The sequence below is a fragment of the Paenibacillus sp. KN14-4R genome (assembly GCF_052180255.1).
Taxonomy (GTDB): domain Bacteria; phylum Bacillota; class Bacilli; order Paenibacillales; family NBRC-103111; genus Paenibacillus_AM.
In genome coordinates this window covers 2,289,862-2,315,511 of record NZ_CP197466.1, presented here as the reverse complement: position 1 = coordinate 2,315,511, position 25,650 = coordinate 2,289,862, and the positions used below count along the sequence as shown (strand labels likewise).

General features: G+C 42.0%; 22 protein-coding genes, 1 pseudogene and 1 other annotated feature. Of the genes and pseudogenes, 15 read left to right on the top strand and 8 right to left on the bottom strand.

The window, feature by feature from the left end:
• Positions 1-58 precede the first annotated feature (58 nt).
• From ACSBOP_RS10940 to ACSBOP_RS10930, 3 genes are read left to right on the top strand one after another with little or no spacing between them, the layout of a single operon-like run.
• Positions 59-2,023: a putative thiazole-containing bacteriocin maturation protein gene (locus ACSBOP_RS10940; protein WP_442600570.1), complete on the top strand. Its 1,965-nt coding sequence runs from the start codon at positions 59-61 to the stop codon at positions 2,021-2,023.
• Complete coding sequence (locus ACSBOP_RS10935) at positions 2,020-3,963, top strand: TOMM precursor leader peptide-binding protein (protein ID WP_442600569.1); 1,944 nt, start codon at positions 2,020-2,022, stop codon at positions 3,961-3,963. The genes ACSBOP_RS10940 and ACSBOP_RS10935 overlap by 4 nt, the downstream gene beginning before the upstream one ends.
• 16 nt (positions 3,964-3,979) lie before the next feature.
• A complete protein-coding gene (locus ACSBOP_RS10930) occupies positions 3,980-5,563 on the top strand; it encodes a SagB/ThcOx family dehydrogenase (RefSeq protein WP_442600568.1) in 1,584 nt (527 codons plus the stop codon).
• Positions 5,564-5,629: 66 nt separating this feature from the next.
• On the opposite strand, the gene ACSBOP_RS10925 is transcribed toward ACSBOP_RS10930, so the two are convergent.
• Complete coding sequence (locus ACSBOP_RS10925; protein ID WP_442600567.1) at positions 5,630-6,220, bottom strand: undecaprenyl-diphosphatase; 591 nt, start codon at positions 6,218-6,220, stop codon at positions 5,630-5,632.
• 353 nt (positions 6,221-6,573) lie between these two features.
• On the opposite strand from ACSBOP_RS10925, the gene ACSBOP_RS10920 reads away from it, so the two are divergent.
• The 9 genes and pseudogenes from ACSBOP_RS10920 to ACSBOP_RS10880 all read left to right on the top strand — a co-directional run bounded on the left by ACSBOP_RS10920 (position 6,574) and on the right by ACSBOP_RS10880 (position 16,328).
• A complete protein-coding gene (locus tag ACSBOP_RS10920) occupies positions 6,574-8,517 on the top strand; it encodes an FAD-dependent oxidoreductase (protein ID WP_442600566.1) in 1,944 nt (647 codons plus the stop codon).
• A gap of 165 nt (positions 8,518-8,682) precedes the next feature.
• Entirely contained in the window at positions 8,683-9,375 is a 693-nt protein-coding gene (locus ACSBOP_RS10915) for a response regulator transcription factor (protein ID WP_442600565.1), read from the top strand.
• Between the two features lie 23 nt (positions 9,376-9,398).
• On the top strand, positions 9,399-10,517 hold the full coding sequence (locus ACSBOP_RS10910) for a HAMP domain-containing sensor histidine kinase (RefSeq protein ID WP_442604450.1): 1,119 nt from the start codon (positions 9,399-9,401) through the stop codon (positions 10,515-10,517).
• Positions 10,518-10,553: 36 nt separating this feature from the next.
• Positions 10,554-10,807: a binding site (T-box leader), on the top strand.
• Positions 10,808-10,880: 73 nt separating this feature from the next.
• A complete protein-coding gene (locus tag ACSBOP_RS10905; protein WP_442600564.1) occupies positions 10,881-12,560 on the top strand; it encodes a glutamine--tRNA ligase/YqeY domain fusion protein in 1,680 nt (559 codons plus the stop codon).
• A gap of 21 nt (positions 12,561-12,581) precedes the next feature.
• Positions 12,582-12,665 (top strand): annotated as a pseudogene (locus ACSBOP_RS10900) (nucleosidase); the annotation flags it as partial.
• A gap of 524 nt (positions 12,666-13,189) precedes the next feature.
• The gene (locus ACSBOP_RS10895) at positions 13,190-14,152 is read left to right on the top strand and encodes a helix-turn-helix transcriptional regulator (protein ID WP_442600563.1); all 963 of its coding nucleotides are present in this window, start codon (positions 13,190-13,192) and stop codon (positions 14,150-14,152) included.
• A gap of 135 nt (positions 14,153-14,287) precedes the next feature.
• On the top strand, positions 14,288-14,551 hold the full coding sequence (locus ACSBOP_RS10890) for a hypothetical protein (protein ID WP_442600562.1): 264 nt from the start codon (positions 14,288-14,290) through the stop codon (positions 14,549-14,551).
• 257 nt (positions 14,552-14,808) lie between these two features.
• Positions 14,809-15,564, top strand: coding sequence for a YheC/YheD family protein (locus ACSBOP_RS10885; protein WP_442600561.1), 756 nt, complete (start codon positions 14,809-14,811; stop codon positions 15,562-15,564).
• Between the two features lie 143 nt (positions 15,565-15,707).
• Complete coding sequence (locus ACSBOP_RS10880; protein WP_442604449.1) at positions 15,708-16,328, top strand: type 1 glutamine amidotransferase family protein; 621 nt, start codon at positions 15,708-15,710, stop codon at positions 16,326-16,328.
• A gap of 490 nt (positions 16,329-16,818) precedes the next feature.
• Here the strand turns inward: ACSBOP_RS10880 and ACSBOP_RS10875 are convergent, their stop codons facing one another.
• The 5 genes from ACSBOP_RS10875 to ACSBOP_RS10855 all read right to left on the bottom strand — a co-directional run bounded on the left by ACSBOP_RS10875 (position 16,819) and on the right by ACSBOP_RS10855 (position 21,138).
• Positions 16,819-17,121: a hypothetical protein gene (locus ACSBOP_RS10875; protein ID WP_442600560.1), complete on the bottom strand. Its 303-nt coding sequence runs from the start codon at positions 17,119-17,121 to the stop codon at positions 16,819-16,821.
• A gap of 514 nt (positions 17,122-17,635) precedes the next feature.
• Entirely contained in the window at positions 17,636-18,109 is a 474-nt protein-coding gene (locus ACSBOP_RS10870) for a hypothetical protein (RefSeq protein WP_442600559.1), read from the bottom strand.
• Positions 18,079-18,483 carry a hypothetical protein gene (locus tag ACSBOP_RS10865; RefSeq protein WP_442600558.1) on the bottom strand — a complete coding sequence of 135 codons (405 nt, stop codon included), beginning with the start codon at positions 18,481-18,483 and terminating at the stop codon, positions 18,079-18,081. Before ACSBOP_RS10865 ends, ACSBOP_RS10870 begins: the two co-directional genes overlap by 31 nt.
• 132 nt (positions 18,484-18,615) lie before the next feature.
• Positions 18,616-19,566 carry a phospho-N-acetylmuramoyl-pentapeptide-transferase gene (mraY, locus tag ACSBOP_RS10860; protein ID WP_442600557.1) on the bottom strand — a complete coding sequence of 317 codons (951 nt, stop codon included), beginning with the start codon at positions 19,564-19,566 and terminating at the stop codon, positions 18,616-18,618.
• 186 nt (positions 19,567-19,752) lie between these two features.
• Positions 19,753-21,138: an MFS transporter gene (locus tag ACSBOP_RS10855; protein ID WP_442600556.1), complete on the bottom strand. Its 1,386-nt coding sequence runs from the start codon at positions 21,136-21,138 to the stop codon at positions 19,753-19,755.
• A 119-nt stretch (positions 21,139-21,257) separates the two neighbouring features.
• Here ACSBOP_RS10855 and ACSBOP_RS10850 point away from each other — a divergent pair, with 119 nt between their 5' ends.
• Positions 21,258-22,145, top strand: coding sequence for a LysR family transcriptional regulator (locus tag ACSBOP_RS10850; protein WP_442600555.1), 888 nt, complete (start codon positions 21,258-21,260; stop codon positions 22,143-22,145).
• Positions 22,146-22,258: 113 nt separating this feature from the next.
• Here the strand turns inward: ACSBOP_RS10850 and ACSBOP_RS10845 are convergent, their stop codons facing one another.
• Positions 22,259-23,065, bottom strand: a complete 807-nt coding sequence (locus tag ACSBOP_RS10845; RefSeq protein ID WP_442600554.1) for a class I SAM-dependent methyltransferase — start codon at positions 23,063-23,065, stop codon at positions 22,259-22,261.
• A 112-nt stretch (positions 23,066-23,177) separates the two neighbouring features.
• Positions 23,178-24,056 (bottom strand): class I SAM-dependent methyltransferase, encoded by an 879-nt coding sequence (locus ACSBOP_RS10840; protein ID WP_442600553.1) that lies wholly within the window; start codon positions 24,054-24,056, stop codon positions 23,178-23,180.
• 331 nt (positions 24,057-24,387) lie between these two features.
• Here ACSBOP_RS10840 and ACSBOP_RS10835 point away from each other — a divergent pair, with 331 nt between their 5' ends.
• Positions 24,388-24,939 carry a helix-turn-helix domain-containing protein gene (locus tag ACSBOP_RS10835; RefSeq protein WP_442600552.1) on the top strand — a complete coding sequence of 184 codons (552 nt, stop codon included), beginning with the start codon at positions 24,388-24,390 and terminating at the stop codon, positions 24,937-24,939.
• 324 nt (positions 24,940-25,263) lie between these two features.
• Complete coding sequence (locus tag ACSBOP_RS10830) at positions 25,264-25,638, top strand: RidA family protein (protein ID WP_442600551.1); 375 nt, start codon at positions 25,264-25,266, stop codon at positions 25,636-25,638.
• The last annotated feature ends 12 nt before the right edge of the window (positions 25,639-25,650 follow it).

The following is a 25,650-nucleotide window of genomic DNA, read 5'->3' as shown; positions in this document are numbered from 1 at the left end:
AGCCGTACATAAAATTACCTAATAAAGACTTGCGATCTTAGAACGGAGGAGGAATCGAATGTCAAATATGAACGTAACTATGCGCTTAAAAGTAAAACGGGATACTTTTTATAACACCGATCCTAAAGGAGACGTGTACTTCCGAAACAATACAAGCTCGTTCCGCATGGAAGGGGAAGGAATTGACCAATGGATTGAAAAACTGCTGCCCTTGTTCGATGGGGAACATTCCCTTATGGAATTGACTGACGGGTTACCGACGCCATATCGTAACCAGATATTCGACATCGCCGAAACGTTATACCGCAATGGTTTCGTACGGGATGTGAGCCAAGATACTGCGCATCAGTTACAGGAATCGATTCTGACGAAATATGCTTCTCAAATTGAATTTTTGGATCATTTCTGCAATTCGGGCGCATATCGATTTCAGTGTTACAGGCAAACAAAAGTGTTGGCGGTAGGTTCGGGACCGTTTTTTGTTTCGCTCATTTCCGCGTTGCTAGAATCGGGACTGCCTAAGATCAACATGCTGATTACGGATGCAGAACATACAAACAGACAACGGTTGTCGGAGCTCGAAGAACATGCTCGCAAAACGGATTCAGAAGTGACGTTAGAGGAAGTTTTTCTGCCAAATGTGGACGCATTTTCTTTGTCAGAGGTAGTGAAACCTTTTGATTATATATTGTATGTGTCGCAGGAAAACGAGCTAGAAACACTACGACTCCTTCATCAGGCGTGCAGGGAAAAGCAGAAAATGTTTCTGCCAGCCGTCTGTTTTCAGCAGGTTGGCATGGCGGGTCCGATTGTGCATCCTGATTTTGAAGGATGTTGGGAGTCGGCATGGCGTCGTGTTCATCAATCTGTGGTTTACAACCATTCCCACACAGAGGTTTCATCTTCAACCGCAGAAGCGATGTTGGCGAATGTGATCGTGTTCGAGAGTTTCAAGAAGATTACCGGAGTGACGGAATCGGAACAGAAACATCAGATATTCCTGTTTGATCTGGAGACATTGGAGGGTAAATGGCACCCGTTTGTTCCGCATCCGCTTGTTACTGAACGTGCTGAAGTTACGAAGATGCCAAATATAGAGCTGAAATTCTTACAAAGCTCAAGCAAAAGGGAGGATGGATTGCTTACTTTTTTTAGTGGTCTAACGTCGCAGCAAACAGGGATCTTCCATATTTGGGATGAAGGGGATCTGATACAGATCCCTCTTGCTCAGTGTCGTATTCAGGTTGTTGACCCGCTCTCTGAGGGACCGGCCAAAGTGCTGTCAGAGCTAGTATGTGTGGATATGACGCATGAGGTGGCACGACGGGAAGCAGGGCTTGTAGGGATAGAAACGTATGTGTCGCGTATAACCGATCCAATCGTTCAAAAGCTTCTTACCGAACAAGGAACAGGGGGTAAGGCGGTAGATCAAAAGGAATTTGTCGGTGTAGGGGCTGGAGAAACGGTAGCAGAAGGCGTCTGCAGAGGATTGCATCAGAGTTTGAACGATGAACTGCTCAAGCGACTGCATACTCAACTCCCCTCTGTTGTTCCGGTACTGTTGTCTACAATAGAAGATGAGCGATGTCAATTTTATTTAAAGGCATTAACTACTAGGGAAGGTGAGCCGAAGATCGGGTTGGGGGAAGCAGTATTCGGATTCCCAGTCGTATGGATCGGCATGGGCGATCGCTGGTTTGGTGGTATTGGCCTGAATGTTACCCAATCGATGCGGGATGCATTGCAACAGGCGTTGTTTCAGGCACAAAACCAGTCGGCTATTAGCAAGGCAAAAGTATTGAAGGTAACGTCTATTAACATGGAAGAAAAAGCGCCGATAAGATTAGGCATCCCAGCTTATGACGTTATGAGTCATGCATCTGAAGCCATTCAGTCTGCTTGGCAGGTATTAAAACAAAACCACGTACAGCCATTGGTATTCGATCTAGCAGTGGAACCATTTCTTAAAGATGAACTGGCAGGTGTGTTCGGGGTACTACTGCAAAAGGAGGAAAACCGGTGAGCGCAGTCGTCGTGATTATTGGAGAAGGGGTACTGGCTGACTGTGTAAACGATGAACTATGCAGCCAATATGAAGTTATTCGCCAGACCGATTTTGAGAGTGGAGTACCGGAAGCAACGGACTTGATTTTGGTACTGCATGATGCCTGGCATCCTGATATCCATCAAACAGCAGAGAAAATACTTCAGCCAACCGGCATCCCCTGGCTTCGAGGCTTTGTTTCTTTTGGTGAAGGTGTTATCGGCCCATTGGTTCAACCGGGAACGCCGGGGTGTTCCCAGTGTGCCGACAGACGCCGTTTGATGACGATGAGCGATCGACAGGAGATGCAGAAACTGCAGCTACAACTGGCGACACAAGGTGGAATTTCGAGTGATGCCTGGGCGTCCCGTACGGGTCTTATGCAAATGGCTCATTTGCTTTCGGAAGAGACAAGAATCGTACTACAAGGCCGATTAGCGAAGACGATCGGACATTTATTTTTGATCAATTTAAACAGGTTGGAGACCACACGCCACTTCTTTCTACCGGATTCGTTATGTCCGGTTTGCAGTCATTTGCCTGACGATTCCTCGGAAAAAGCTAGAATTCTACTGCAATCTAGACCGAAAGAGAACATAGACAATTACCGTACTCGATCATTGGATGGCTTGAAGGAAGATCTGATCCACGACTATCTGGATTACCGTACAGGCATTTTGAATGGGAAAATGACGGATCTCGTTTCGCCGTTTGCAGACGCGAGTGTAAATTTGCCACTGTTCAAAGAAGACGTTGGCACGGCGGGGCGGACGCACTCGTTTGCTATGAGCGAGTTGACCGCCATTTTGGAGGGGATGGAGCGGTACAGCAGTATGATTCCTCGAGGTAAACGGACAGTCGTTCGCAGCAGTTATCGCGATTTGAAAGATCAAGCCCTGGATCCCGTTCTGTTAGGGTTACACACGAAGGAACAATATGCCAATCCAGGATATCCATTCAAGCCGTTTGACGCTGACTACCCGTTCAATTGGGTCTGGGGTTATTCGTTTGGCCAAGAACGCCCGATTCTCGTTCCTGAGCAGCTCGGTTATTATGGTATGGGTTCTGAATCACGCTTCGTATTTGAATCTTCAAATGGGTGTGCGCTTGGTGGAAGTTTGGAGGAAGCGATTTTTTACGGATTATTGGAAGTGGTGGAGCGTGATTCATTTCTGATGACCTGGTATGCGAAGCTCCCGCTTCCGCGCCTTGATCTTTCATCCGCGCATGATCAAGAGTTGCAGCTGATGATCGATCGTATGCGGGCAGTGGCGGGATTCGACGTATATTTCTTTAATGCAACGATGGAACATGGGATACCAAGTGTATGGGGGATCGCGAAAAATAGAAGACAATCGGGAGTGAATCTTATTTGTGCCGCCGGCGCGCATCCAGATCCGATCCGTGCGGTGAAAGGTGCCATGCATGAATTATCTGGTATGGTGCTGAGTCTTGACAAGAAACTGGAGGAGAATCGGGAAAATGTAGTCCGAATGTTCCACGATTCGTCCCAACTGCACCAAATGGAAGACCACTCCTTGCTATACGGGTTGCCGCAAGCAGAAGAACGTTTGCAATTTTTACTTGATGAAAGCCGTCCGCTGCGGACATTTGAGGAGCAGTTCAAGCGGAAGGCGGGACATTCTGATTTAACGAATGATCTGAAGGATATTTTACAAGCGTTCACCCGAATAAATCTGGATGTGATCGTGGTGGATGTGACGGCTCCTGAACTTAGTCGAAATGGACTCTATTGTGTAAAAATATTGATTCCGGGGATGCTTCCGATGACATTCGGACATCATTTTACCCGCGTGACAGGGCTAGAAAGAGTGCTCAGGGTACCGATGGAACTGGGGTATACGAACCAGCCACTAACGGTTGAACAGCTCAACCCAGATCCGCATCCGTTTCCATAAGGCGAGGAGGAGAATGATGAGTCTCGAGTTATTTTTGCATAATCTTCACTTTGACGTTGACAAAACCAAACCGCCTGACTTGGTGGTGGACTGGGAGGATGGACCTCTTGCATATAAACTCTATCGCGGCTTGCCGATGGTGCCGTTATCTCATGAAATTCCTCTAACACTTGATGATATGAAATCGCCTGAGAAAGTGGATCTTCGACTTATCGGTCATTTTCTCTGGTATGTATTTGGGGTCGCGCAATTGTCTCAAGTAGTCTTTCCTTCCCTTCAGAATGAATCATCAAGAGGCGTACTTCAAATGTACCGGCGTTTTGCTCCATCAGGAGGAGCGTTGTATCCAAGTGAATGCTATTTGTATCTGAAAATAGAAGATTTGCCTATGGGTATTTATCATTATGATGCGGCCCACCACCGACTGGTGCTGCTTCGCGAAGGTTATTTCGATTCCTATATGACACGGGCTCTTGGTCATCAATGTGAGTTGTCAGATTGCTTTGGTGCTGTATTCGTTTCGACGATGTTTTGGAAAAACTTTTTTAAATACAATGATTTTTCCTATCGTCTGCAAGGGCTGGATGCCGGTGTAATGAGCGGGCAGCTGCAAGAAGTGGCTAAACGGTTCGGTATCACCACCGGCGTGATATTCCAGTTTATGGATCGTGCGATCAACCAACTGCTCGGTCTTTCTGAACAAGAAGAGAGTGTATACGCGGTCATCCCGCTGTCGCTGGAACCGACAACCAGCTGGTTTTTCGATAAGGAAGAAGTAGAAGAAACGATCACCGCCACCGAATTGTCTAAGGAAATTACATCCATCCATCTTGACCACTACGTTCGGTCTAAGCGGGTCAGAGAGTATCCAATGCTCATCCGAATGAATGAAGCATCCATGATCGAATCACTGCAGTCTTCTCCAAGTCAAATCGGGGGTAAGAATATTGTTGATTGCGAATACCAAACAATAAATCTCCCAGCTGTGCAGCGGTTGTCGTATGACTTGGCTTGGATCAGTCGTAAACGACATTCGCCGGATCGTGATTTTGTTATGGGCAAGGTAAGTCAAAAACATTTGGCTGAATTGCTGCAAGAGGCGATGGCATCCTTTTTGTACACCAATGATCTGGACGGATCACATGAAAGATCTGCACCACGCGTATCTCTATATGTCTGTTTGCATAACGTCGAAGATATCCCCGATGGTGCTTATCGGTACGATAGTTTCAATCATTCACTGGCAAGAATCCGACCCGGTGATCATCGGTTCTGGTTGCAGCTTGGTTTGTCTACAGATAATGTCAACCTAGAACAGGTCCCGCTTTGCTTTCATGTGGCAGGGGATAAGGATCATCTTACTCATGAACTAGGTTATAGAGGATATCGAATTCAACAGATGGAAGCAGGCATGCTCGTGCAACGGTTGGTCCTTGCGGCATCCGCGATCGGAATGGGAGGACATCCGCTTCTCGGATATGACGCTAGATTGAGTGACGAGATCTATAAAATGCCTGAGCGTGGACTAACTAGCTTAATCCAAATTCCGGTCGGTTTCTATCGTCCCAGTGCTAGATTGGAAGGAGGCTTACATGGGTAGTAGTTAAAAATACAATTAAAAAAAGCAGCTTCCGTGAAGAAGCTGCAAGTACCTGTTAACATGATGTTAGCTTTTCTTTTTCCATATCGATTGTTCGATCTTGTCATAAATTTTAAAAATAAGTTCGAAGAGTTTTTTCGCCGGCAACCATTTAGAAAAAATATAATTAATAAGGAGTGCACATAAAACTCCATTTACCATTCCTGAGATAACATCAAGAGGATAATGTACACCTACCCAAACTCGTGAAAAGGATATTGCTGTAGCCAGAGCGAGCCATGCCCAGCCCTCTTTTCTACGATATAACCAAATCGACATTGCAATAGCAAATGATGCGGTAGCATGGTCACTTGGAAAAGAAGCATTAATCGCATGAGGAATAAGTTGGAATACATTGTGGGCCACAAATGGGCGGTCACGGTAGAAAAAGTCTCCCAATAACACACTGATGCCTAATCCAATAGCTGCAGATAGGAGAGCGATAAATATCATTCTCCGATTTTTGTCGGTACGTGTAAACCAATAGATAATGACTGCAGCATAAAATAAATATTCAGCACTACCTGCTAGGAATTTCATGAATGGGTTCAGAAAAGAGATTGTCTGAGAGAGATTATTAATTAACTCAAACCCGTTATAGTCAATTTGATCAAGCATGATTTGATGTCTCCTTTAATTTATTACATGGATAAAGAACGAAAACCATCATAACAGATTGTATTATTTATAACATTAATCTTAGATTAAAATATTAAAGATAGAAGAAAACTAACGGGGTATAGACGGATATGGCAGTCTAGAACTTTTAAGAATCTAGACTGCCGTGCTTTTAGTCGCCGCACACTATTGAAAAAGACAAAAAGTTCTTAATTTTTTTTAAGAATCATTTAAGCAATACATAATCGCACCTCAAAAAAGCATTAACATCTGTAGGTTATTCTATTCGTACAGTAGGAAAAAGGCATTGGACTTTTCTACTAGGAAGACAATACATCTATGAGGTGATTAATTTGTTACGAAACAAAGTGTTTTTAATAGCCGTACTGCTCATGGTACTGCTAGGAGTTGGAACCGCCACATTTACTTACTTCACGAGGGATAAAAGTACTGAAATTGTAGCTGTGAAAGGGCTTGTGAAACCTGAGCTGAATACCGTACATTCTGTTGAACGGCTTAAAGATCACTATGACTTGATTGTAGTTGGTACCGACCCAGAGGGAATAACCGCAGCAATCTCCGCGGCACGTAATGGACTTCAGACACTGCTAATTGATAGTCGGAATCGGCCGGTTTTAGGAGGACTGATGACAGTTGGTTGGTTGAACAGTATTGATATGAATTGGGATAAAAGTTCTTCGCAGCTTGGTAAGCAGCCTGACTATTTTAACAAAGGTATTTTTGCAGAATGGTATAAAAAAATAGAAGGTGATTCTTTCGATGTAACGACTGCTGCGAATGCATTCTATGATTTAATTCAAAATGAGAAAAATATTGATCTTTATATGATGGCCAAGAACGTGGAGCCAATCATCAAGAAAGAAAAGAACAGTACTCTGGTAGAGGGACTAAGTTTTACAAAAGCGGACGGTACGAATCATAAAGTGCTAGCGAAAACAGTTATTGATGCTACACAGGATGCAGATATAGCGGCTGAAGCGGGAGGTTCATTTACAATAGGACGCGAAGATTTAGGTGATGAAAAATCGCGCATGGCGGTTACCGCCGTGTTTCGTTTAAACAACATCGATGAGAAAGCATGGAGTCTGATTTCCAAACGGTTAAAAAGTGGCAATGATAGTAATGCGGGTGTCAGTAAAATGTCCGCATGGGGCTATGGGAAGGAAATGCAAGATTATGAACCTTTGAATAAAGAGCGTACAAAAATGCGTGGCTTGAATATTGGGCGTCAGTTAGACGGAACTATACTGATTAATGCGTTGCAAATCTTCGGAATTGATGGCTTGAACCCAGATTCAGTTAAAGAAGGATTGGATATTGCCAAAAAAGAAATTCCAAATGTAGTGAAATTTTTGAAAAAATTCGACGAGTTCAAGAATGCTGAATTAGTCGGGGTAGCGCCTGAACTATATGTTCGTGAGACTCGTCACATGAATGGTTTGTACCGATTGAGTGTCATCGATTTACTAGAAAACCGTGATCAATGGGATCGTATCGCTTTTGGTTCTTATCCGGCAGATATTCAAAGAACGTCACCAACGGATAACGGAGCAGTTGTCGTACACCCATCGAAATATGCAGTGCCCTTCCGCAGTATTGTTCCAAACAACTTAGACGGAATCCTAGTCGTGGGAAGATCCGCAAGTTATGATACACTCGCTCATGGCAGCGCTCGTGTTATTCCGAATGGAATGGCAGAAGGACAAGCTGCAGGTGCAGCAGCCAAGCTGGCTATTGAACAAGGAGTTAGCTTCCGAACAATGGCTGAATCCAAAACTGTGATCGCTGAGCTTCAACAACGCCTTAATGATCAAGGTATGGATCTAAAACCGTATACCCCTAAAACGCAAAGCTTTATGAAACTTAAGCAATATGAAGGCTTGAAAGCTGCCGTTTACCTGGGGATTGCGGTGGGATCTTATAATAACGAAGCATTTAAACTAGACAAGCCCTCGAACCCTCAGCGGATAGTAAATGAATTGCTCACCATTCAGAGAAAGTATAAACAGCATTTTGAAGGAGTTGCACCTGAATCTCTTAAAAATGTGAAAGAACCTGCGACAGAAGCTTTAACTTTGCAGCAAGCAAGTTATTCCATCGCATTATGCGTGGGGATGGAAACAACTCTCGAGACAGCCCAGACAGATTTATTAAATAAAGGACTCCTTACCAAACCCACCATTGCACTCATTGAAGATCCGAAGAAATTGACGGATGGTGATGTCTTCATGATGCTTAAGGAGACGGTTGAGGGACTAACGGGTACTAAACTTTAATGCGGAAGCGAAGAGCAGTATAGTCATTGACTCCTTCATGGAGTTGATGGCCATACTGTTTTTATCTTTTACAGCTATTGTAACAAAAGCTCTTATTGATTATCATGATCAGATAAGCAAGTACCTTACAGCAGGCACGAAAGTGTAAGAACAAGGAGGGTATATATGTATAGAAGTACCATTCTCTTGGTTGATGATGAGAAGGAAATAACGAATCTCCTCGAAATCTATCTTAAAAATGAAGGATACGATTTATTAATCGCAAATGATGGCATAGAGGCACTGGAACTTTTACATTCTAATCATGTCGATTTGATCATACTAGATGTCATGATGCCTCGTATGGATGGCATTCAAGCGTGTATAAAAATACGGGAAGCAAAACAAATGCCGATCATTATGCTTTCCGCTAAGGGTCAAGAAATTGATAAAATAACAGGTTTGAGTATTGGCGCGGATGATTATGTCGTTAAGCCATTTAGTCCACTGGAAATATTAGCAAGAGTTAAATCTCAGCTGCGTCGATACAGACATTTCAATGCGAACGAAGTCAGAAGCGATAACGAAATTGTGATCGATGACCTTGTTATTAATGTGCCAACACACAAAGTGTTTGTCGACAACAACCTAATCAAATTGACGCCACGTGAATTTTCGATTTTATATACATTAGCCTCAAAGCGTGGGAACGTACTGAGCATGGAACAAATTTACGAATCCGTTTGGGACGAGCCTTTCTATGAGTCGAATAACACCGTAATGGTTCACATCCGCAAAATTCGGGAAAAACTTGAAAAAGATCCAAGCGCACCACAGTACATTAAAACCGTATGGGGAATCGGCTATATGATCGAATAATTGATCGGGGAATTGACATGAAAATGAAATTAAATTTTATTTATACGATACGTTGGAAGTTTATTCTTGTATTCTTACTAAGTATTGCATCTACCGTTCTTTCCATGTATATCTGTTATCGTTTGTTTCTCTATTTGGTGTATATAACACCGTTCAGAACACCCATTCGTTGGGTTGTCAACAATATGGGTTCAACCCCGATTCTGATCATTACCGGTTGTTTACTCTTTTTAGTTTATTTTTTTGTGTTCAGCCGAAAAGTTTTTCGATATTTGGAAGAAATTACGAGAGGACTTCAGGAAATTTCGAAGGGTAATCTTTTGTATGAAATAACAGCTAAATCTTCGGATGAATTAGGAACAGTAGCTGAAAATTTTAACCAAATGACGAAGAAGCTGCGTAAATCTATTGAAGAAGAGCGAAATGCAGAAAAGACTAAGAATGAATTGATTACAGGGGTGTCTCACGATTTGCGTACACCACTTACCTCGATTCTTGGATATTTAGAATTAATTGAGACAGATCGATATAAAGATGAAGTAGAACTTCGCTATTACACGAAAATTGCATATGAAAAATCGAAAAACTTAAAAAACCTGATTGACCATCTTTTTGAATATACATCCCTTCGGGGGGAAGTTCTCCAGCTTCAAATGAAAAAAGTGAACATTATCGGTTTTCTTAAGCAACTAGCTGAGGAATTTAACCCTCAATTGGAAAAAGAAGGTATGTCATACCGGTTGATGGCAAAAGAAGAAAGTCTATTCGTACAAGCGGATGGACACCAATTGATGCGAGCTTATGAAAATATTATTTCAAATGCAATCCGTCATGGTAGCGGGGGCGTCTATTTAGATATTCACATTAGCAAAGATCAAGATGAGGTAGTAGTGAAAGTTATTAACTATGGTGAGACCATTTTGGAGCGGGATTTACCTTATTTATTTGATCGGTTTTATCGTGCAGATCGATCAAGATCATCTCAAAATGGTGGAACCGGACTAGGACTAGCCATAACCAAAAGCATTATAGAACTTCATGGGGGACATATAACTGCTCGCAGTAGTGGAAATGAAACGGTATTCGAAACCAGGTTACCGCTTTACCCTGACACCGTCAACAAGCATATTCGTTTACAATAAAGGGAATGATTTGTTATTATAATTAGCAATATGGAATTAAACGCATTGATGAGAAGAGTAGAGGGAAAATATCTTGCACAGAGAGCTCCGGTAGCTGAAAAGGAGCAAAGAAATTTTCCTCGAACCAAGCCTCTGAGCAGCATATCGGAACCTTCAATGGGGATGATGTGACGGGAGCTCCCGTTATAGAGCTAGAGTATAAGCATTGCACGCAATGCCGTACTTGAAGAGGTTAATATGGCGACATATTAATGAATCTGGGGTGGCACCGCGAAAACTTCGTCCCCAAGACATAAAGTCTTGGAGGTGAGGTTTTTTTTGTATCGGATTATCACTTATTAAATTCATTAGGAGGAGTCGACCATGAGTAATCTTAAGGAGAATCATACCGAGCATTTCATATTTAAATTGATTAGCGAGGAGCTTGAGGAAAGTCCATTTGGCAGGGAAATGTGCACCCGATTTCCTCCCGAACCCAATGGCTATCTTCACATCGGAAGCGCCTACGCGATACACACGAATTATACAATAGCCCAAAAGTTTAACGGAACGTTTCATTTACGCTTTGACGACACAAATCCCCTTAAGGAAGATATCAAGTATGTGAATGCGATTATGGAGGATATCAAATGGCTGGGATACGATCCAGAAAATCATATCTACTATGGCTCGGACTACTCGAACGAAATATATAACGCCGCAGTCACACTGATCAAGCATGGTAAGGCTTACGTTTGTGATTTGACGCCGAACGAAGTAACGGAGTATCGAGGGACTTTGACGGAACCGGGCAGGAAAAGCCCTTATAGAAACCGATCAGTCGAGGAGAATCTAGCGCTCTTTGCAAAAATGAAGAATGGTGACTTCCCGGCTTCCTCCAAGGTTGTCCGAGCAAAGATTGATATGGGCTCACCCAATATAAATCTACGTGATCCTGTTATTTATCGAATTATCTACGCTGAGCATTACAGGACGGGAAGTGACTGGTGCATCTATCCGATGTACGATTTTGCCCATCCTATTCAAGACGCGATTGAGGGTATCACCTATTCCTTATGCTCTAACGAATTCAAAGACCACCGCCCTTTGTACGAATGGGTGTTAAAGGAGCTGGATATCCAAGAACCTCCGCGGCAAAGGGAATTCGGTCGGCTGAACTTAACGGGTGTTGTGACAAGCAAGCGATTTTTGAGACAGCTGGTTGAAGGGGGTTATGTAGACGGTTGGGATGATCCGAGACTTCCAACACTCCGTGGCCTTAGAAGAAGGGGTTTCACTCCATCGAGCATACGGAGTTTTATTGAGGAGATTGGCAGCATCCGATCTCAAAGTACGGTAGACATTTCGCTTTTGGATCATTGCCTCAGACAGGATCTAAAAGAAAAAACGGTTAGTGTCATGGCTGTTTTAAAACCATTAAAGGTCGTCATTACCAATTATCCAGAGGAAGAAGTGGAGATGTTAATGATTGAAAACAACAGCGAAAACGAGGCACTGGGGAAAAGAGAGGTTCCATTTTCAAAAACCATATATATCGAGCATGACGATTTTATGGAGGAACCCTCTAAGGGCTTCCATCGGCTTAGTCTGAATGATGAAGTAAGGCTGAAGGGTGCGTATTTCATTAGGTGCGAGGAAGTGGTCAAGGACCAAGCTTCAGGTGAAATTATAGAACTTCGCTGCACCTACGACCCGCTTACGAAGAGCGGAACGGGATTTACTGGGCGTAAGGTAAAGGGAACGATCCATTGGGTCTCTGCGGAGCACGCTTTAAAGGCTGATGTCCATTTGTATGAAAAACTGTTACTTGATCTGAACATTCCGAAGGAGGACAGCGGGGATTGGACAGATACAATTAATCCGATGTCACGTAGTATCATAAAGGATGTCATGATAGAATCCTTGGTTGAACATGCGATTCCCGAACAAAAATTTCAATTCTTCCGTCATGGCTATTTTTGCGTAGATAAAAAGTTTACTACCGGTGATCGGCTTGTATTTAACCGTATCGTACCATTGAAAGATTCATGGAATAAAAGATGAGGCTCTGAAAAAGATAACCAACACTCCAATGAAGTACGAGAACAAACGGATGCTTATTTTCTGGAAAAATTGGTTGAAAACATAAGAAATGGGAAAGGCGCTTTATGTAATAAGGAATACAGCCGTCTAGAAAAAATTAGGCGACCACTTCCCGGTACAATACCGAGAATGGATCGCCTCTTACATATTTTTTATTTCAGCCCTGTAACAAAGGAGCTCACGTGCGGGTGGAAATTAGAATCTACATATCGAACAGCTAATAATTACTAAAAGAATAAAAAGCACTAAGATAGAACCTGTGTTTGTAAAACGATTCTCAAATCTTTCTTCACCACATCCCATTTTCGACAACTCCTTTCGTAATTTCTTAGTGAAAAAATGTAACCCGTGGACCAAGCCGAAGTCTTCACTGGTGCGTTTGAAACAAAGAGGAGAACTTGAAAGTAGCTGAACGGCTGTTTATGACCACTGTTTAATTTATGGAGCAGCTAATAAATTGGTTTGATGAATTCGTTTAGATTTGTAAAAATTTTAACCGAACTACATTGATGCTCAGTTCTAGCCGCGTGCGATGAGTGATCGTCTACAAGTGTACGTTCGTATAAAGTGGAATAATGAGGTGAAATCTGATGCCTAAAATTGACAATATGATGGCGATTCTATGGATGTTGAATTCAGGCAGGAAAATTACTGCAAAGCAAATATCTGAAAAGCTAGAGATTAACATAAGGACTGTCTACCGTTATATGGATGCACTTTCTGCCAGTGGTGTGCCGGTTATATCTGACACAGGTCATAATGGGGGGTATACCCTGTTGAATCATTTTATTGAAAGTCCTCTTCTTTTTGATGTTGATGAGCAAACTGCATTACTTCATGCTGCTGTTTTTGCAAAAGAAGCTGGATATTTTTCAGGGGAGGCATTAAACAGAGCAACATCAAAGCTAAAAATGTATTCAAATCAAGAGCAGGAAAGAATGATCAAGCAGCATTTAGAAGGGCTTGAGGTCATAAGTCCAATTGGAAAACTATCTATGGAGCCAATATTGAAGAAATTGGAGCAAGGTATCGTAAACGAATCATCTGTAGAAATGGCATACCATACGGGTCGTGAAGAGCAACCCAAGCGTAGGATTGTTGATCCATATGGAATTATTTATTGGAATAATAACTGGTATGTCATTGCATTTTGTCATTTAAGGAATGAAATCCGCAGTTTTAGAGTGGGTCGAATTATCAGTATTATTCAAACAGAAATTACCTTCAATCGTCCAACGTCTTTTTCGGCTAGTGAATTTTTCATGAAAAGCCTACTTCCAGAAGTAGAAGACAAGCAAGGACTTATGCCTTTAGTTGTAGGTGGTAAGACAAGTACACTAGATAACTTATGCCAGCATTGGTTTTTAGGACATCATGTCAAAGAACGGACTTCAAACAAGGTGATTTTTCTACTAGAAGAGGAAGCAATTCATACGTATGTACCGTATTTACTTTTACCCTATGGCAAATCTATTCAAGTAATTGAACCAGTAAGTCTGAAGCAAAAACTTATTGAAGTTCTATATGAGTTAATTAATTATTATCAAAATTGATCACTTTACTGACGGAAGTGGCCATCAAATGTTTAGGGAAACGATCGAGTTGACCCGTTTTTTAAGAGAGGAATTCCAACTCAGCTATTTTACCCATTACATATAACGACACGACCTATTTGCCGGTACGGGCTGTTGCCAACGCTCATTATTACGTCGGACAAAAAATATCAAACGCTGCACTTAAAAATTGCAGCGCTCGATAAAGATCTTACGGATTTCGAGATCAGAGATCTGGATTCATACACCCTCTTGAAAAAAGTCGGCACCATCTCGCCGCAAGACGGGTTAAAAGAAATCGTCGTCGATATCGGCAACGTAAAAACGGTCACGATCTCTATGCAAGTCAAAGACGGCGGTGGCTATTTCGTTCCGCTGATCGATTCTTATTACAAATAATAAAAAAGGGCTTTTTACTTTATTTGAGGCAAAATGAATTGAATCACTGTAGACAGGCCGCCGATTATTTCGACGGCCTTCTGTGCGTATGAAGATCATAGAAAACGTGACCGATAAGTCCGTTACGAACGACTGCATCGATCGGACTTTTGTGGGTTTGATCAGCAGATGCTGATTTATGGTGAGAGCCGTCTTTTGAATTTTTATCGCATCATAAGATATTTTATTATGCAAAGAAAGGAGATGTGAAGATTTCTATGAAATACAGAAGCATTTCAATTAGCAGTAAATGGGAAAAAACAAAATGGCTGTTAACACGGAAAGATTTTCAAAAACATATTCCTCAAACGATGTTGTTCAATAAACACAATCTGACAACGATGCTGGCCTCTCATTCCGTCGTCTATTTTAAGCCAACGACCGGTTCAGGTGGGGTCAACATTATCCGGATAGAAAAACGGGCACGAGGGTATCAGACGCAAAGCAATTCCACCAAAGCTGTTTACCCTACAATTGATCATTTGTTCAGTAATTTGAAGCAGTATTCCGCTCGTAGGCCGTACTTGTTGCAGAAGGGAATCGCATTAGCCAAGACAAATGGACAGCCCTTCGATATTCGTGTTATGGTTCAAAAAACGAATGAAGGCAAGTGGGTAAGCACAGCTGTATTTGCGAAAATAGGACGGCCAGGAAAGGTAGCTACGAACTACAATCAAGGAGGAACAATTAGCTACTTTCGTTCAACCTTGTCTGATGCAGGATATAATGCAGCCACCATTCAACGAAAGAAAGCGAAGCTGAAGCAGATGGGTGTCTCTGTAGGGCATTGTTTTGATCGACATATGAAGGGATTCAGAGAACTTGGTCTGGACATTGCGCTGGATTCTGCAGGTAAGCCCTGGATTTTGGAAGTGAATACGAGACCTCAAATTTATCCGCTGAAGGACTTAAAGGATAAGGGATTATATCGACGAATTGTTTCTTTTGCCAAACAATATGGGAGAAGAAAATGATAAAGGTGAATGCTTGCCCGGTTTCGATCGATATGAGTTAATTAATTATTATCAAGATTGATCACTTTACTGACGGAAGATGTCAGTAAAGTTTTTTTATAATAGGGTATATCGATAAACTAATTACAAAAGGAGTGTGTATGATGCATACAAAAAAAGTGTATCTTTATGTATTTGATACGATGTCAGACTGGGAGGTAGGTTATTTAATTGCTGAACTAAACTCGGGAAGGTATTTTAAAAAAGAACTAGCGCCTTTAGAGGTGATTGCAGTAGGCGTTGATAAGAATCCTGTTACTACAATGGGAGGATTGAAAATATTACCTAGTATTTCTATTGATGCGTGTATTTTGGAAAGTACTGATGTTTTAATTCTTCCAGGCGGAAATACTTGGCTAGAAGCAATTCACGAACCTATATTGAAAAAAGTTTCTAAATCTTTAAAAGAAGGTACTGTTGTTGCGGCGATTTGTGGTGCAACAGTTGGACTTGCAAAGATGGGATTGCTAGACTCAAGAAGGCATACAAGCAACAATCTAGAATATATGAAAATGATTTGTCCTCATTATATGGGTGAAAAATATTATGAAATGGAACCAGCAGTAACTGATGGGAATTTAGTTACTGCATCAGGAATAGCTCCGTTGGAATTTGCAATGCATGTATTGAAGGTGCTTGATGTATTTGCACCAGAAAAATTAGATTCATGGTTCAATCTTTATCAAACTCATGAATCAAAATACTTCTTCGAGTTAATGAATTAAGCTAAGAAGAGTTCGAAAAATCCAAGGCATATTGTGTTGAAGGTAGTGAACAGAACTTAGACAGGTTGGGTAAGCTGCTGGTGGAAATGGTCTCCTAACTATTCGGAGTTGGACGGCGATATTTTATTCATGTAAGTATTTATATTTGAGAAGCTGTGAATTGAGTGCGTATAGACATGAAAGAGGGAGGAAATTTTAAGATCATGTGTGGTGAACCGTACCATAAATAAGGGCAAGTTTTTTTGCGGAATTCCTTGCGGGGCATGGATTTATATATATGTGTGTAGGTTCGGGGTAAGGAAACGCTAGAAAGCTACATAGGGCATTCGTTTTTTGAATGGAACATCCTCGTCACATCCCACGGAAGGAAGCGGGCATCGTGGAATCGGAGAAGGCCTCTAAGGCCGGGAAAGAAAAGTGTCAGAAATGTCGATGCTGGCAGAGAATTCGCTTCTGACGGTACTTTCGCTTTGCAGAAAGGGAAGGTGCTCTAGATCACGATCGTGAAGGGGGAGGGGTACTTGTATCTGGACAAAGCCCCGTCCACCTTGTCGGTGGACGGGGCTGCGACGACCAGACACTGTCGTAGCGTCTCGTCGAATTCCAGTTCAATGCCTCGAAGCTTCTGGCCTTGCTGAACGGCTATCTGCTTCACTATGGTCTGTATTAGGGTCTTCTGTGTTTCGACTGGAGAGGTCTGAAGAAGCCCGTTGAAGTGCGGGCCTATCTTTGCAGGTTGCATTGCTGGTGTTGCAGTCATCTTTTTGCGAAGTACAGTTTGATTGGTATCCATCGAATGGCCTCCTTAGTATTTTCCCGAAGTTGCCTGGTCGACCGGGCTGTAGAGGCATTCAGGTTATTATAGTCACTTGCGGACGGCGCCTGTCCGCTGTACAACTGCTTATAGGTATTGATTCTACAGGGTTTTTCTTTGGCTAGCACTTGGATGGTTGGGTAGAAAAATGGAGGCGAAAAATGTCGCTAAGGGCTATCCGGGAGGGGTCGCTCGCGGAAAGGTCTGACGAGAAAAACAAAGTGGGAGCTATTTTCACTAGAAGGCTCTACATCCGCTAAAATGGCTGAATTCGCCGAATTTCAATGATTTGAATATTTTTTTGCGATCCCTATGATCCGGCAAGATTGCCTATCGATTAGGCATCAATTCTATATGCTAAATAATAATATCTGTTTGTAATTGGGGAGTTTTCGTAGAAAAAAAGAGCCTGGGATTGCACCAGGCAGATGGGGGCGGCAACAAAAGCGTCAATTGCGCCCAAAGCGGCAAAGCGGTACTTTCGCTTTTTTCGCTATTCTTGGTCTGTGCTTTCTCCCGTCTCTGTTGGGAGAAAGGGGTCACTGTACTGACAGTGGAAAGGCTCGCCCAGTTCTTTCACCCAGCGGACGGCGCTGGCTACGTCTCCACCGTGAAAGAGAGGCGCATCCCCGAAACTTTCGTCTTCCCAAACAAAGTCCGCCGTCTGTTGCTGCTTGTCGACTGCGAGGAAGAAGTCGGAGCCGTCAACGTAAGGGTTGGTTCCTGCTTGGGCGTCAGTGGTTCGCAGGACGACGCGGACGCGGTGTGTCGGCTTTTGGTCAGTCAGTGGGTACGAGAGATTCTCTACAAGCAGGTCAGAGAAGGGTTTCGCCGCTACGAGCATGACCCAAATGTTCGTCCCGTTGCAGTCGACTGTGACGTTTTCGTTTCGCTCGAACGTCTCTTTCAGCTTGTGGAGAACCAAATCGTTGGCTGTCAGCTTCTTTCCGCCTGGTCTTTCAGCCATTGTTCCACCTCCTCGTCGTGCGCTCCGGCCTGCGTGAAGAACGTCTTTAGGTAGTCGTTGTCGTACTGCACAGCGACTTTGTACGCTTGGAGACCTTCGTCTAGGTCGAGCATTTCGACATACTCGGGGTAGCTTCCAAGCAATCCTCCGTTTTCGAGGCTCAGCCCGAAGATCCCGAGGTCCCGGACGTTGTCTCCCGCTTCAAGAATGACGATGCAGCCGTGTCGGTTGAGGCAAAACGTTGTTTCCTCGTCAACTCTCAGTGCAACTTCTAGTTGGCGAAAGTAGCCGTCGACGTGTTTGAACAACGGTGCGGGGAGCACTCCGGCACGGCGCAAGAATTCGACATCTTGGTAGGTCTTGATGATTCGCATCCAAAATCCCTCCTGTAGAAAAGTAAAAGACCCCTCTCGCAAGGGGTCTTTATGTAATGAAAAATAATAATATATGCTTTTAGTTAAAGGCTTTTCGGTTTTGCGGAAGTCCTTGCAAGAGAGGTGACGGGCCTATAGGACAAATTTCCAAATAAGCCAACAAATAAGAACAGATGCCCATGAAATGAAACCAAACACCATGACGATCTTATTCTCGCTCCAGCCATATTTTAGGCTGAAATGATAATGAATCGGGGCCATCTTGAATAAGCGCAGTTTTGTACGTTTATAGTACCAGACTTGCAAAATGACTGAAAATTGTTCAGCAAGATAGACTGAAAACAGTAGTGGGATTAATATTTCAACCTTTTCAATAACCGCTAAAAAGGAAAGCGAACCTCCAATTGCGAGCGATCCAGTATCCCCCATAAACGCTCTAGCGGGATAAATATTGTAGAGAAATAAGCCGAACAGACAGCCAATCATTACGAGCGAAAATGTTTGTACTTCAGGTTTGTCTGAGATCAGAAAGAAGAAAAAATAAGTTGGGATCGCAACATTGATCAATAGCCCGTCTAGACCATCCGTAAAATTGATAGCGTTCGCTGAACCAACTACAAACAGGAGCATTATTACGATGTACACGTAAACGGGCAGGTGTAGCTGAACCCCGTGGAACAACGTAATGTCACTCGTCAGCGAGAACGAACGGAACAATGTGAAAAGCAGCACACCAGTAAAAGCGAATTGAAACACAAGTTTCGTCCTTCCGGAGATACCGGATGGATCTTGCCATGCTGCCTTTTTGAAATCATCCATAAAGCCGACCGAACTGAATAAGAGAAACGTAACACATAAAAAGATCATCAATGGGGCGGGATGAAACTGTAATGACGTTACCACACCGATAAGCAAGATCAGGCCAGCCATCAGTGGTGTTCCCCGTTTGGCTTGATGGTCAGGGGGTAACTCAGATCGAATTGGCTGCGTTAGCTTTAGAACGCGCAGCCCTCTAATGAGTAGTGGAGTAAGGAATGCTACAAGTAAGAACGAAAGACCAGACACGCCAAAGATCCCAAACATGCTAAAAGCACCGCTTTCATTACGGATTTTCTCCTTTTATTATTATAATTCTATATGGTGGACAAATATTCCTTTTGCAAGAAGGGAAAAGAGGAAAAGGCCATTCCTCTAGGGATGGCCTTAAAACTTGCCGTTACAGACAGCGCGGTGAACCGTATCACAAATGACGCAAAAAACGCAATTCTACTAGTTGTTCGGCAATTGCCCTGACTCCCGGTGCCGCCGACTCATGAATACCAAGGACAATGCAAGTACCGTGAGGATTATTCCAAGCACTTGAAATCCTTCAAAGCTGAAGTTATCACCCATTACGATGCTTATCAACAATGAAGAGAGAATGGTTCCCAGGTATCTTGATGTATTAAATATTCCGGATGCTACACCTATAATTTCTTTTGGAGAACTTTTGAACAAGGCCGCTTGCAAACCGACATTGTTCAACCCGTTGCTAATACCGAATGCAGCTAATGCCAAACACACACTGATAACCGATGAAGTTTGGTTTAAAGTCACTATCCATACTGACCCAAGTGTCATCAGTATTCCAGATAGTAGCAATGCCGGTTGAGATCCTGATTTATCTATCCATCGGCCTGCTATTGGAGAAGTAACGAGCGAGCACAAGCCTAGACTTAGCATAAGAACCCCAGTATGGAACTCGCTGACATGACGTACTATTTGCAAGTAGGATGGAAGCCCGAAAAAGAGTGAGTAAAAAAGGATGTTAACAAGCATGAATTCGACATTGACCCAAGTCATCGCAGGATATTTGGCGAATGTGCGTAAAGGAACAAACGGTGACTTCGCTTTGAACTCATGTCGTACAAAAGCGCCCAGAACAACGAGGCCGACCAGCCCGAAAATAACATTACTTAATGAGATTTGCCCAGATGATTTTGCTGATAGTAATCCAACGAGTAGTGCAACCAGACCCGCTGTGAATAGCAGGATCCCTGGCACATCAATCAAATCAGACCATTTACGAAAGGACATGCCCAGCGCAACGGATGTTGACGGTTTGTCCTTAGGAATATTCCGCCAAGAAAATAGAAAGCTCGCAATTACGAATGGAATATTGACGAAAAAGATGGCAGGCCAGCCCCACCAGTGAATGATGACCCCGCCAATAAAGGGTCCAATTGCCGCCGCTCCGGATAGGAATATGGACAAAACAGACAGCGCAGTCGCTTGTTTCTCCGTAATATGAATTCGCACAATAGCCATTCCAACCGCAACGATCATGCTTGTTCCGATTGATTGCACAATGCGAAACACGATGAGCCATTCAAAGTTTGGAGATAATGGAGCTAATAAAGATGCAACGAAGCATACTACAAGTCCGATAAGAAATATCCTCCTGCGACCGAATAAATCGCTGGCCTTTCCCATGACAGGTTGAGCGACAGCACTCGCAATGTAGAACGAAAAAATAATCCAAGAAACAGCTGTAAAGTCAAGTTGGAACACATTTTGCAGCCTTGGAATAGCAACGGAAACCATCGAAGAATTTAAAGGGTTCAATAGTATTCCAAGTCCAACGGAAATCATTAACCACCTGCTGCGACCACTCATTTTAGTTCCCCCAAGCGTACCAAATCGTAGTAATGTCATTTTATTTGAAATCGATCATTCATTCCAACGCATTACAAGTTATAATGTAATTGATTTGAAGGAATGAGTGGGGGTTTGAAATGGAACTTCTTCAACTGCAATATTTTCTCACGGTAGCTCGTTTGGAACATGTGACCGAAGCCGCACGAAGTCTGCACGTTACTCAATCGTCTCTAAGCAAGACGATTCAACGCTTGGAGGAGGATTTAGGGGTCCCTCTATTCGATCGAATAGGGAGGAAGCTGCGATTGAATGCGTTTGGTAGCAGATTTCTTCTCCGTGCGGAAAGGGCGATGTTTGAATTGGAACAGGGAAAGCAGGAACTTAGCGATTTATCTAGCCCGGAACTTGGCACTCTCGAATTGGCAGTGACCACCGCTAGCACGTTACCTAATATTCTTCGAGAGTTTCGTAAAAAGCAGCCCAATATCCAATTTCATGTGCAAATGCTAACCACGCAGGAAATGGTTACGCTTCTTCATAGAGGTGAAGTCGATTTTTGCTTGTCATCACCTCCAATAGAAGGAGATGACATTGAATGTCGAATCGTATTCATTGACCCAATCCTTGTAGCTGTTCCGGAGGGGCATTGGCTGGGTGATCGAAGTAGCGTATCCTTGACAGAATTAAGGGATGAATGGTTTGTCGGAGTAAAGAGAGGCTACGGTACACGCGATATAGTGGATTCTGTATGCAAATCGGTAGGATTCGTACCCAAATATGTGTATGAAGGGGACGAGCCTGCAAGGTTGAGCACGCTTGTAGAGGCAGAGATCGGCATAGCCTTTATACCAGGCACTGCAAGGAATTCACGAGAACGTATCAAATATCTCCAAGTAGAAAATCAAGAATTGGTACGGGAAATTGCATTCGTATGGCATAGAAGTCGGTACATTTCGAGGGCTGCTCTGGAATTCCGTGAGACGGTTTTCGACTATTTCAGAAAACTATCCAAACAGACAATGTAATCCTATTGCACAACAAAAAAGAGCTTCAATGTCTTGAGGCTCAATGATTGTGATTTCGTTTTCGTTTTCGATTTTATTTTAATGGCTGGCTGTCGAATGTTTATACTGTTCTCTTATAGTTTTCTTGCTTTGATTACAAAAGTTACAGGAAGCATCTTTGCTTTTTTTGCAAAATCGCTGTTCCTTGATTGTATAATTTCGTCATCAGATTGCTCAATCATTTGCTCAATTACAAATCCCGCTTTTGCCAACGCATTCACATAAGTTGATAGTTTACGATCCGATAATGTTAGCTCACCTTCATCAAGAGATACCGAATACCAAGATTCATCGAAATAACTCTTTTTAAAAGCAAGCATATTATTTTCTGCAACAACACATTTGTGTATAGGGTGAGACCAACTGAAAATAAATACGCCGTCTTTTTTAAGGTAAGAAGCGATTCTGCAAAAAGTACCCTCAAGGTCAGTGGTCCAGCCTATGGCGTAAATCGAATAAACAAAGTCAAAATAATCCTCTGGTATGCCACATTTTTCTTCCATGGGAGAACAGATTAATTCTGCTGAAAGACCGCACGCTGTTAAATGTTTGCTTGTCTTGTCGATTTGGTTCTCTGATATATCCATACCCCATAGTTCAGATGCTTTTCGTTCCCCCATATATTGCAAAGATTGACCGCTTCCACAGCCTATCTCTAGCATCTTTTTCCCTGAGACATCGCCAAAGAGTTGGCATTTTTCTTCTGAAACAAATGCTCCATATAAAGGTAGTGAGGTTGCCCCTAAAACCTCATTTCCTTTTGTATCCCAAAATAAGCTGTTTGTTTTATGAATAACATTCTTATCCATGTCGACCGAAATGGCGACACCAACCTCGCCAGCACCAATAATGTTTGTTCTATTAACAGAATTTTTGTCCATGCAGACTTCCTCCCCAAATTGCTTTGTTTCTTCAAATAAACTAACGCCTTTCGGCTGGTGAACCACTTGTTCAGATCGGAAGTTTTTTGTTCCTTCCTATACTCGGGTATGTTTATGAAGGCTTTGTACCACACGCCATAAAAAATATCATCATTGCATGAGCATCTGGCGATTTAACAAAATTTTCATAGGATTTATTTATTTCATCATACTCGTATTGTGTAATAACCCCATTCTTATGGAATCCAGTAAATCGGTTTATATCTAGTTGTCGTTTGAATCCTTCGATACCATGTAAATCACTATGTTGAACAATCGCATCCATATCCACGTCTGTAAAGCCTGAATGGGTTAAAATTCGTGGTAGGCTTCTTCCAATATTCCGGTTGCCACCTCTTGAAGCTTGGAGCTGTGACAATTTTTTTAATATGGAAGGTAAAACGTCTAATTCAGGTTGTATTGCCCCAAATATTCCATCATCAATATCAATAATAACGAGTTTTCCACCCGGTTTTAGTACACGCCTAATTTCTATTGCTGCTTGCAATGGGTTATGTAGATGAAGAAATATTAAACGTGCAATAGCAAAGTCATAATAATTATCAGGTAAATTAGTATCGTAAACTGAAGCTTGAGAAAATTTAAGCCTTGATTCGGGCACATGACTTAACATTTGCTTAGCCATTTTAAGTAAAGTATCATCGATGTCCAATGCTGTAATTTCACTATGCGGCAAGTTATCAATTAGTTTTTCGGTAACGAATCCCGGACCACTTCCCACTTCTAATACCTTCATACCATCTTCTAGTCCAAACCATTTCAGTGTACGTTGTTCTTTTTCCCAACCCATTAACGCTTGTTCTTTTAAGCGTAGTAACTCTGCTTCTTCTCCAATATTAACATTTTGAAAGCTATACGTTGAATTACGTGCTTCTATTGATCTTACCTCCCTGTTTATATTAGTAGGCACTCTTTTTGTTTTCAATTCCATATTACAATGGACTTGAAAATAATTCCATGAGAGTGGGTTGTATTTTTCATTACATTTAGGGAAATCAATTCGCGAAAAAAACTAGAAAGCAGGGATCATTAAATCCAACATTCCTGTTATAAGTGCTGCTGAACAACCGAAAGTAGTCAAAGTAATTTTTAGAAATAGAATGTCAACTCATGAACTATATGATGTAGTTGCCTCTTAAACAAAAAATCTAATCAATCTTTAAAATATCTAAGATTTATGATATCTTTATATTTATAAGCTATTAAGTTCAGGAGCGGCACATTAAATAATTTAGAGGAATTTTTCAGAGGTATAATGAATTATGGATAATCTAGAATTAGGTAAAACAATAGCAAATTATCGCAAAAACAAGAATTACACGATTAAACAGTTATCAGAAATAACGAATGTAACTTCATCCATGATAAGCCAAATTGAGAGGGGACTTTCCAGTCCGTCACTGAATACGCTGCGCGTGATTGCCGATGCGCTGGAAGTTCCTTTATTTAGTTTGTTTACTGAATTTGTGCCAACTAAAAATTTAATTACAAGAGCAAATTCCAGAAAAAAAGTCATATTTACATCGAACAATTGGGAATATTCATTATTGTCTCCTGATTTAAGCGGCTCGATTGAGATGGTTTTAATGAAATTACCGCCGGGATCCCAGTCTGCTGAAAAACCTATGAGACACATTGGTGAAGAAGTCGCATATGTATTGACGGGTGAGGTAGTATTATTTATTGGGGACGATGTGGAGACTTTATTTGATGGAGACAGTGTGAAAATACCACCTGGGGTAGAACATAAGTGGGAAAATAAATCGGAAAATGAAGCAACCGTTATTTTTGCTATAACTCCTCCGACATTTTAGAAAGCAAATTATAATTATATGGGCTGATTTGTAAAAACCGTTTTTGTATTTGCAAGTGTATTTCACACTAGTAAATACAGAAACGGTTTTTTTTACATTAAATTGTTATTGATTACCATACCAAAAAAAACCAAAAAAAATCGATAAAAATTAAGCTTGAATTATTAAACGTAAAATGCTAATATTCAACTGTACTTAATTTATTAAATACGATTTAACTTTTGGACTTCCAATTGAATTTCAAAATGGAGGTGCACATATATTACTATACTGCAATTTGATATCAAAGAAAATGTTACTTTAAAACAAGGAGATAAAAATTTTATGAAAAAGACAATTATGACTGATACTGCTCCCGCTGCTATTGGACCTTATTCGCAGGCGATTGTAAGCGCTTCACGGTTGTATGCATCTGGGCAACTTGGAATTAATCCTCAGACAGGTGAAATGAATGATGACTTTGCATTACAGGCAAAACAAGTGATGGAGAACATCTCCGCAATTTTGAACGAAGCAGGATACGTTTTCGAGGACATTGTAAAAACGACTATTTTTGTGACCGATCTTGCCAACTTTACTTGTCTGAATGAAATCTACGGCTCTTATTTCAAGACCATCAAACCCGCGCGTTCCTGCATTCAGGTTGCAGGTCTTCCTAAGGGAGCTAAAGTGGAAATAGAATTCATTGCAGAAAAATAAATTTAAAATCAC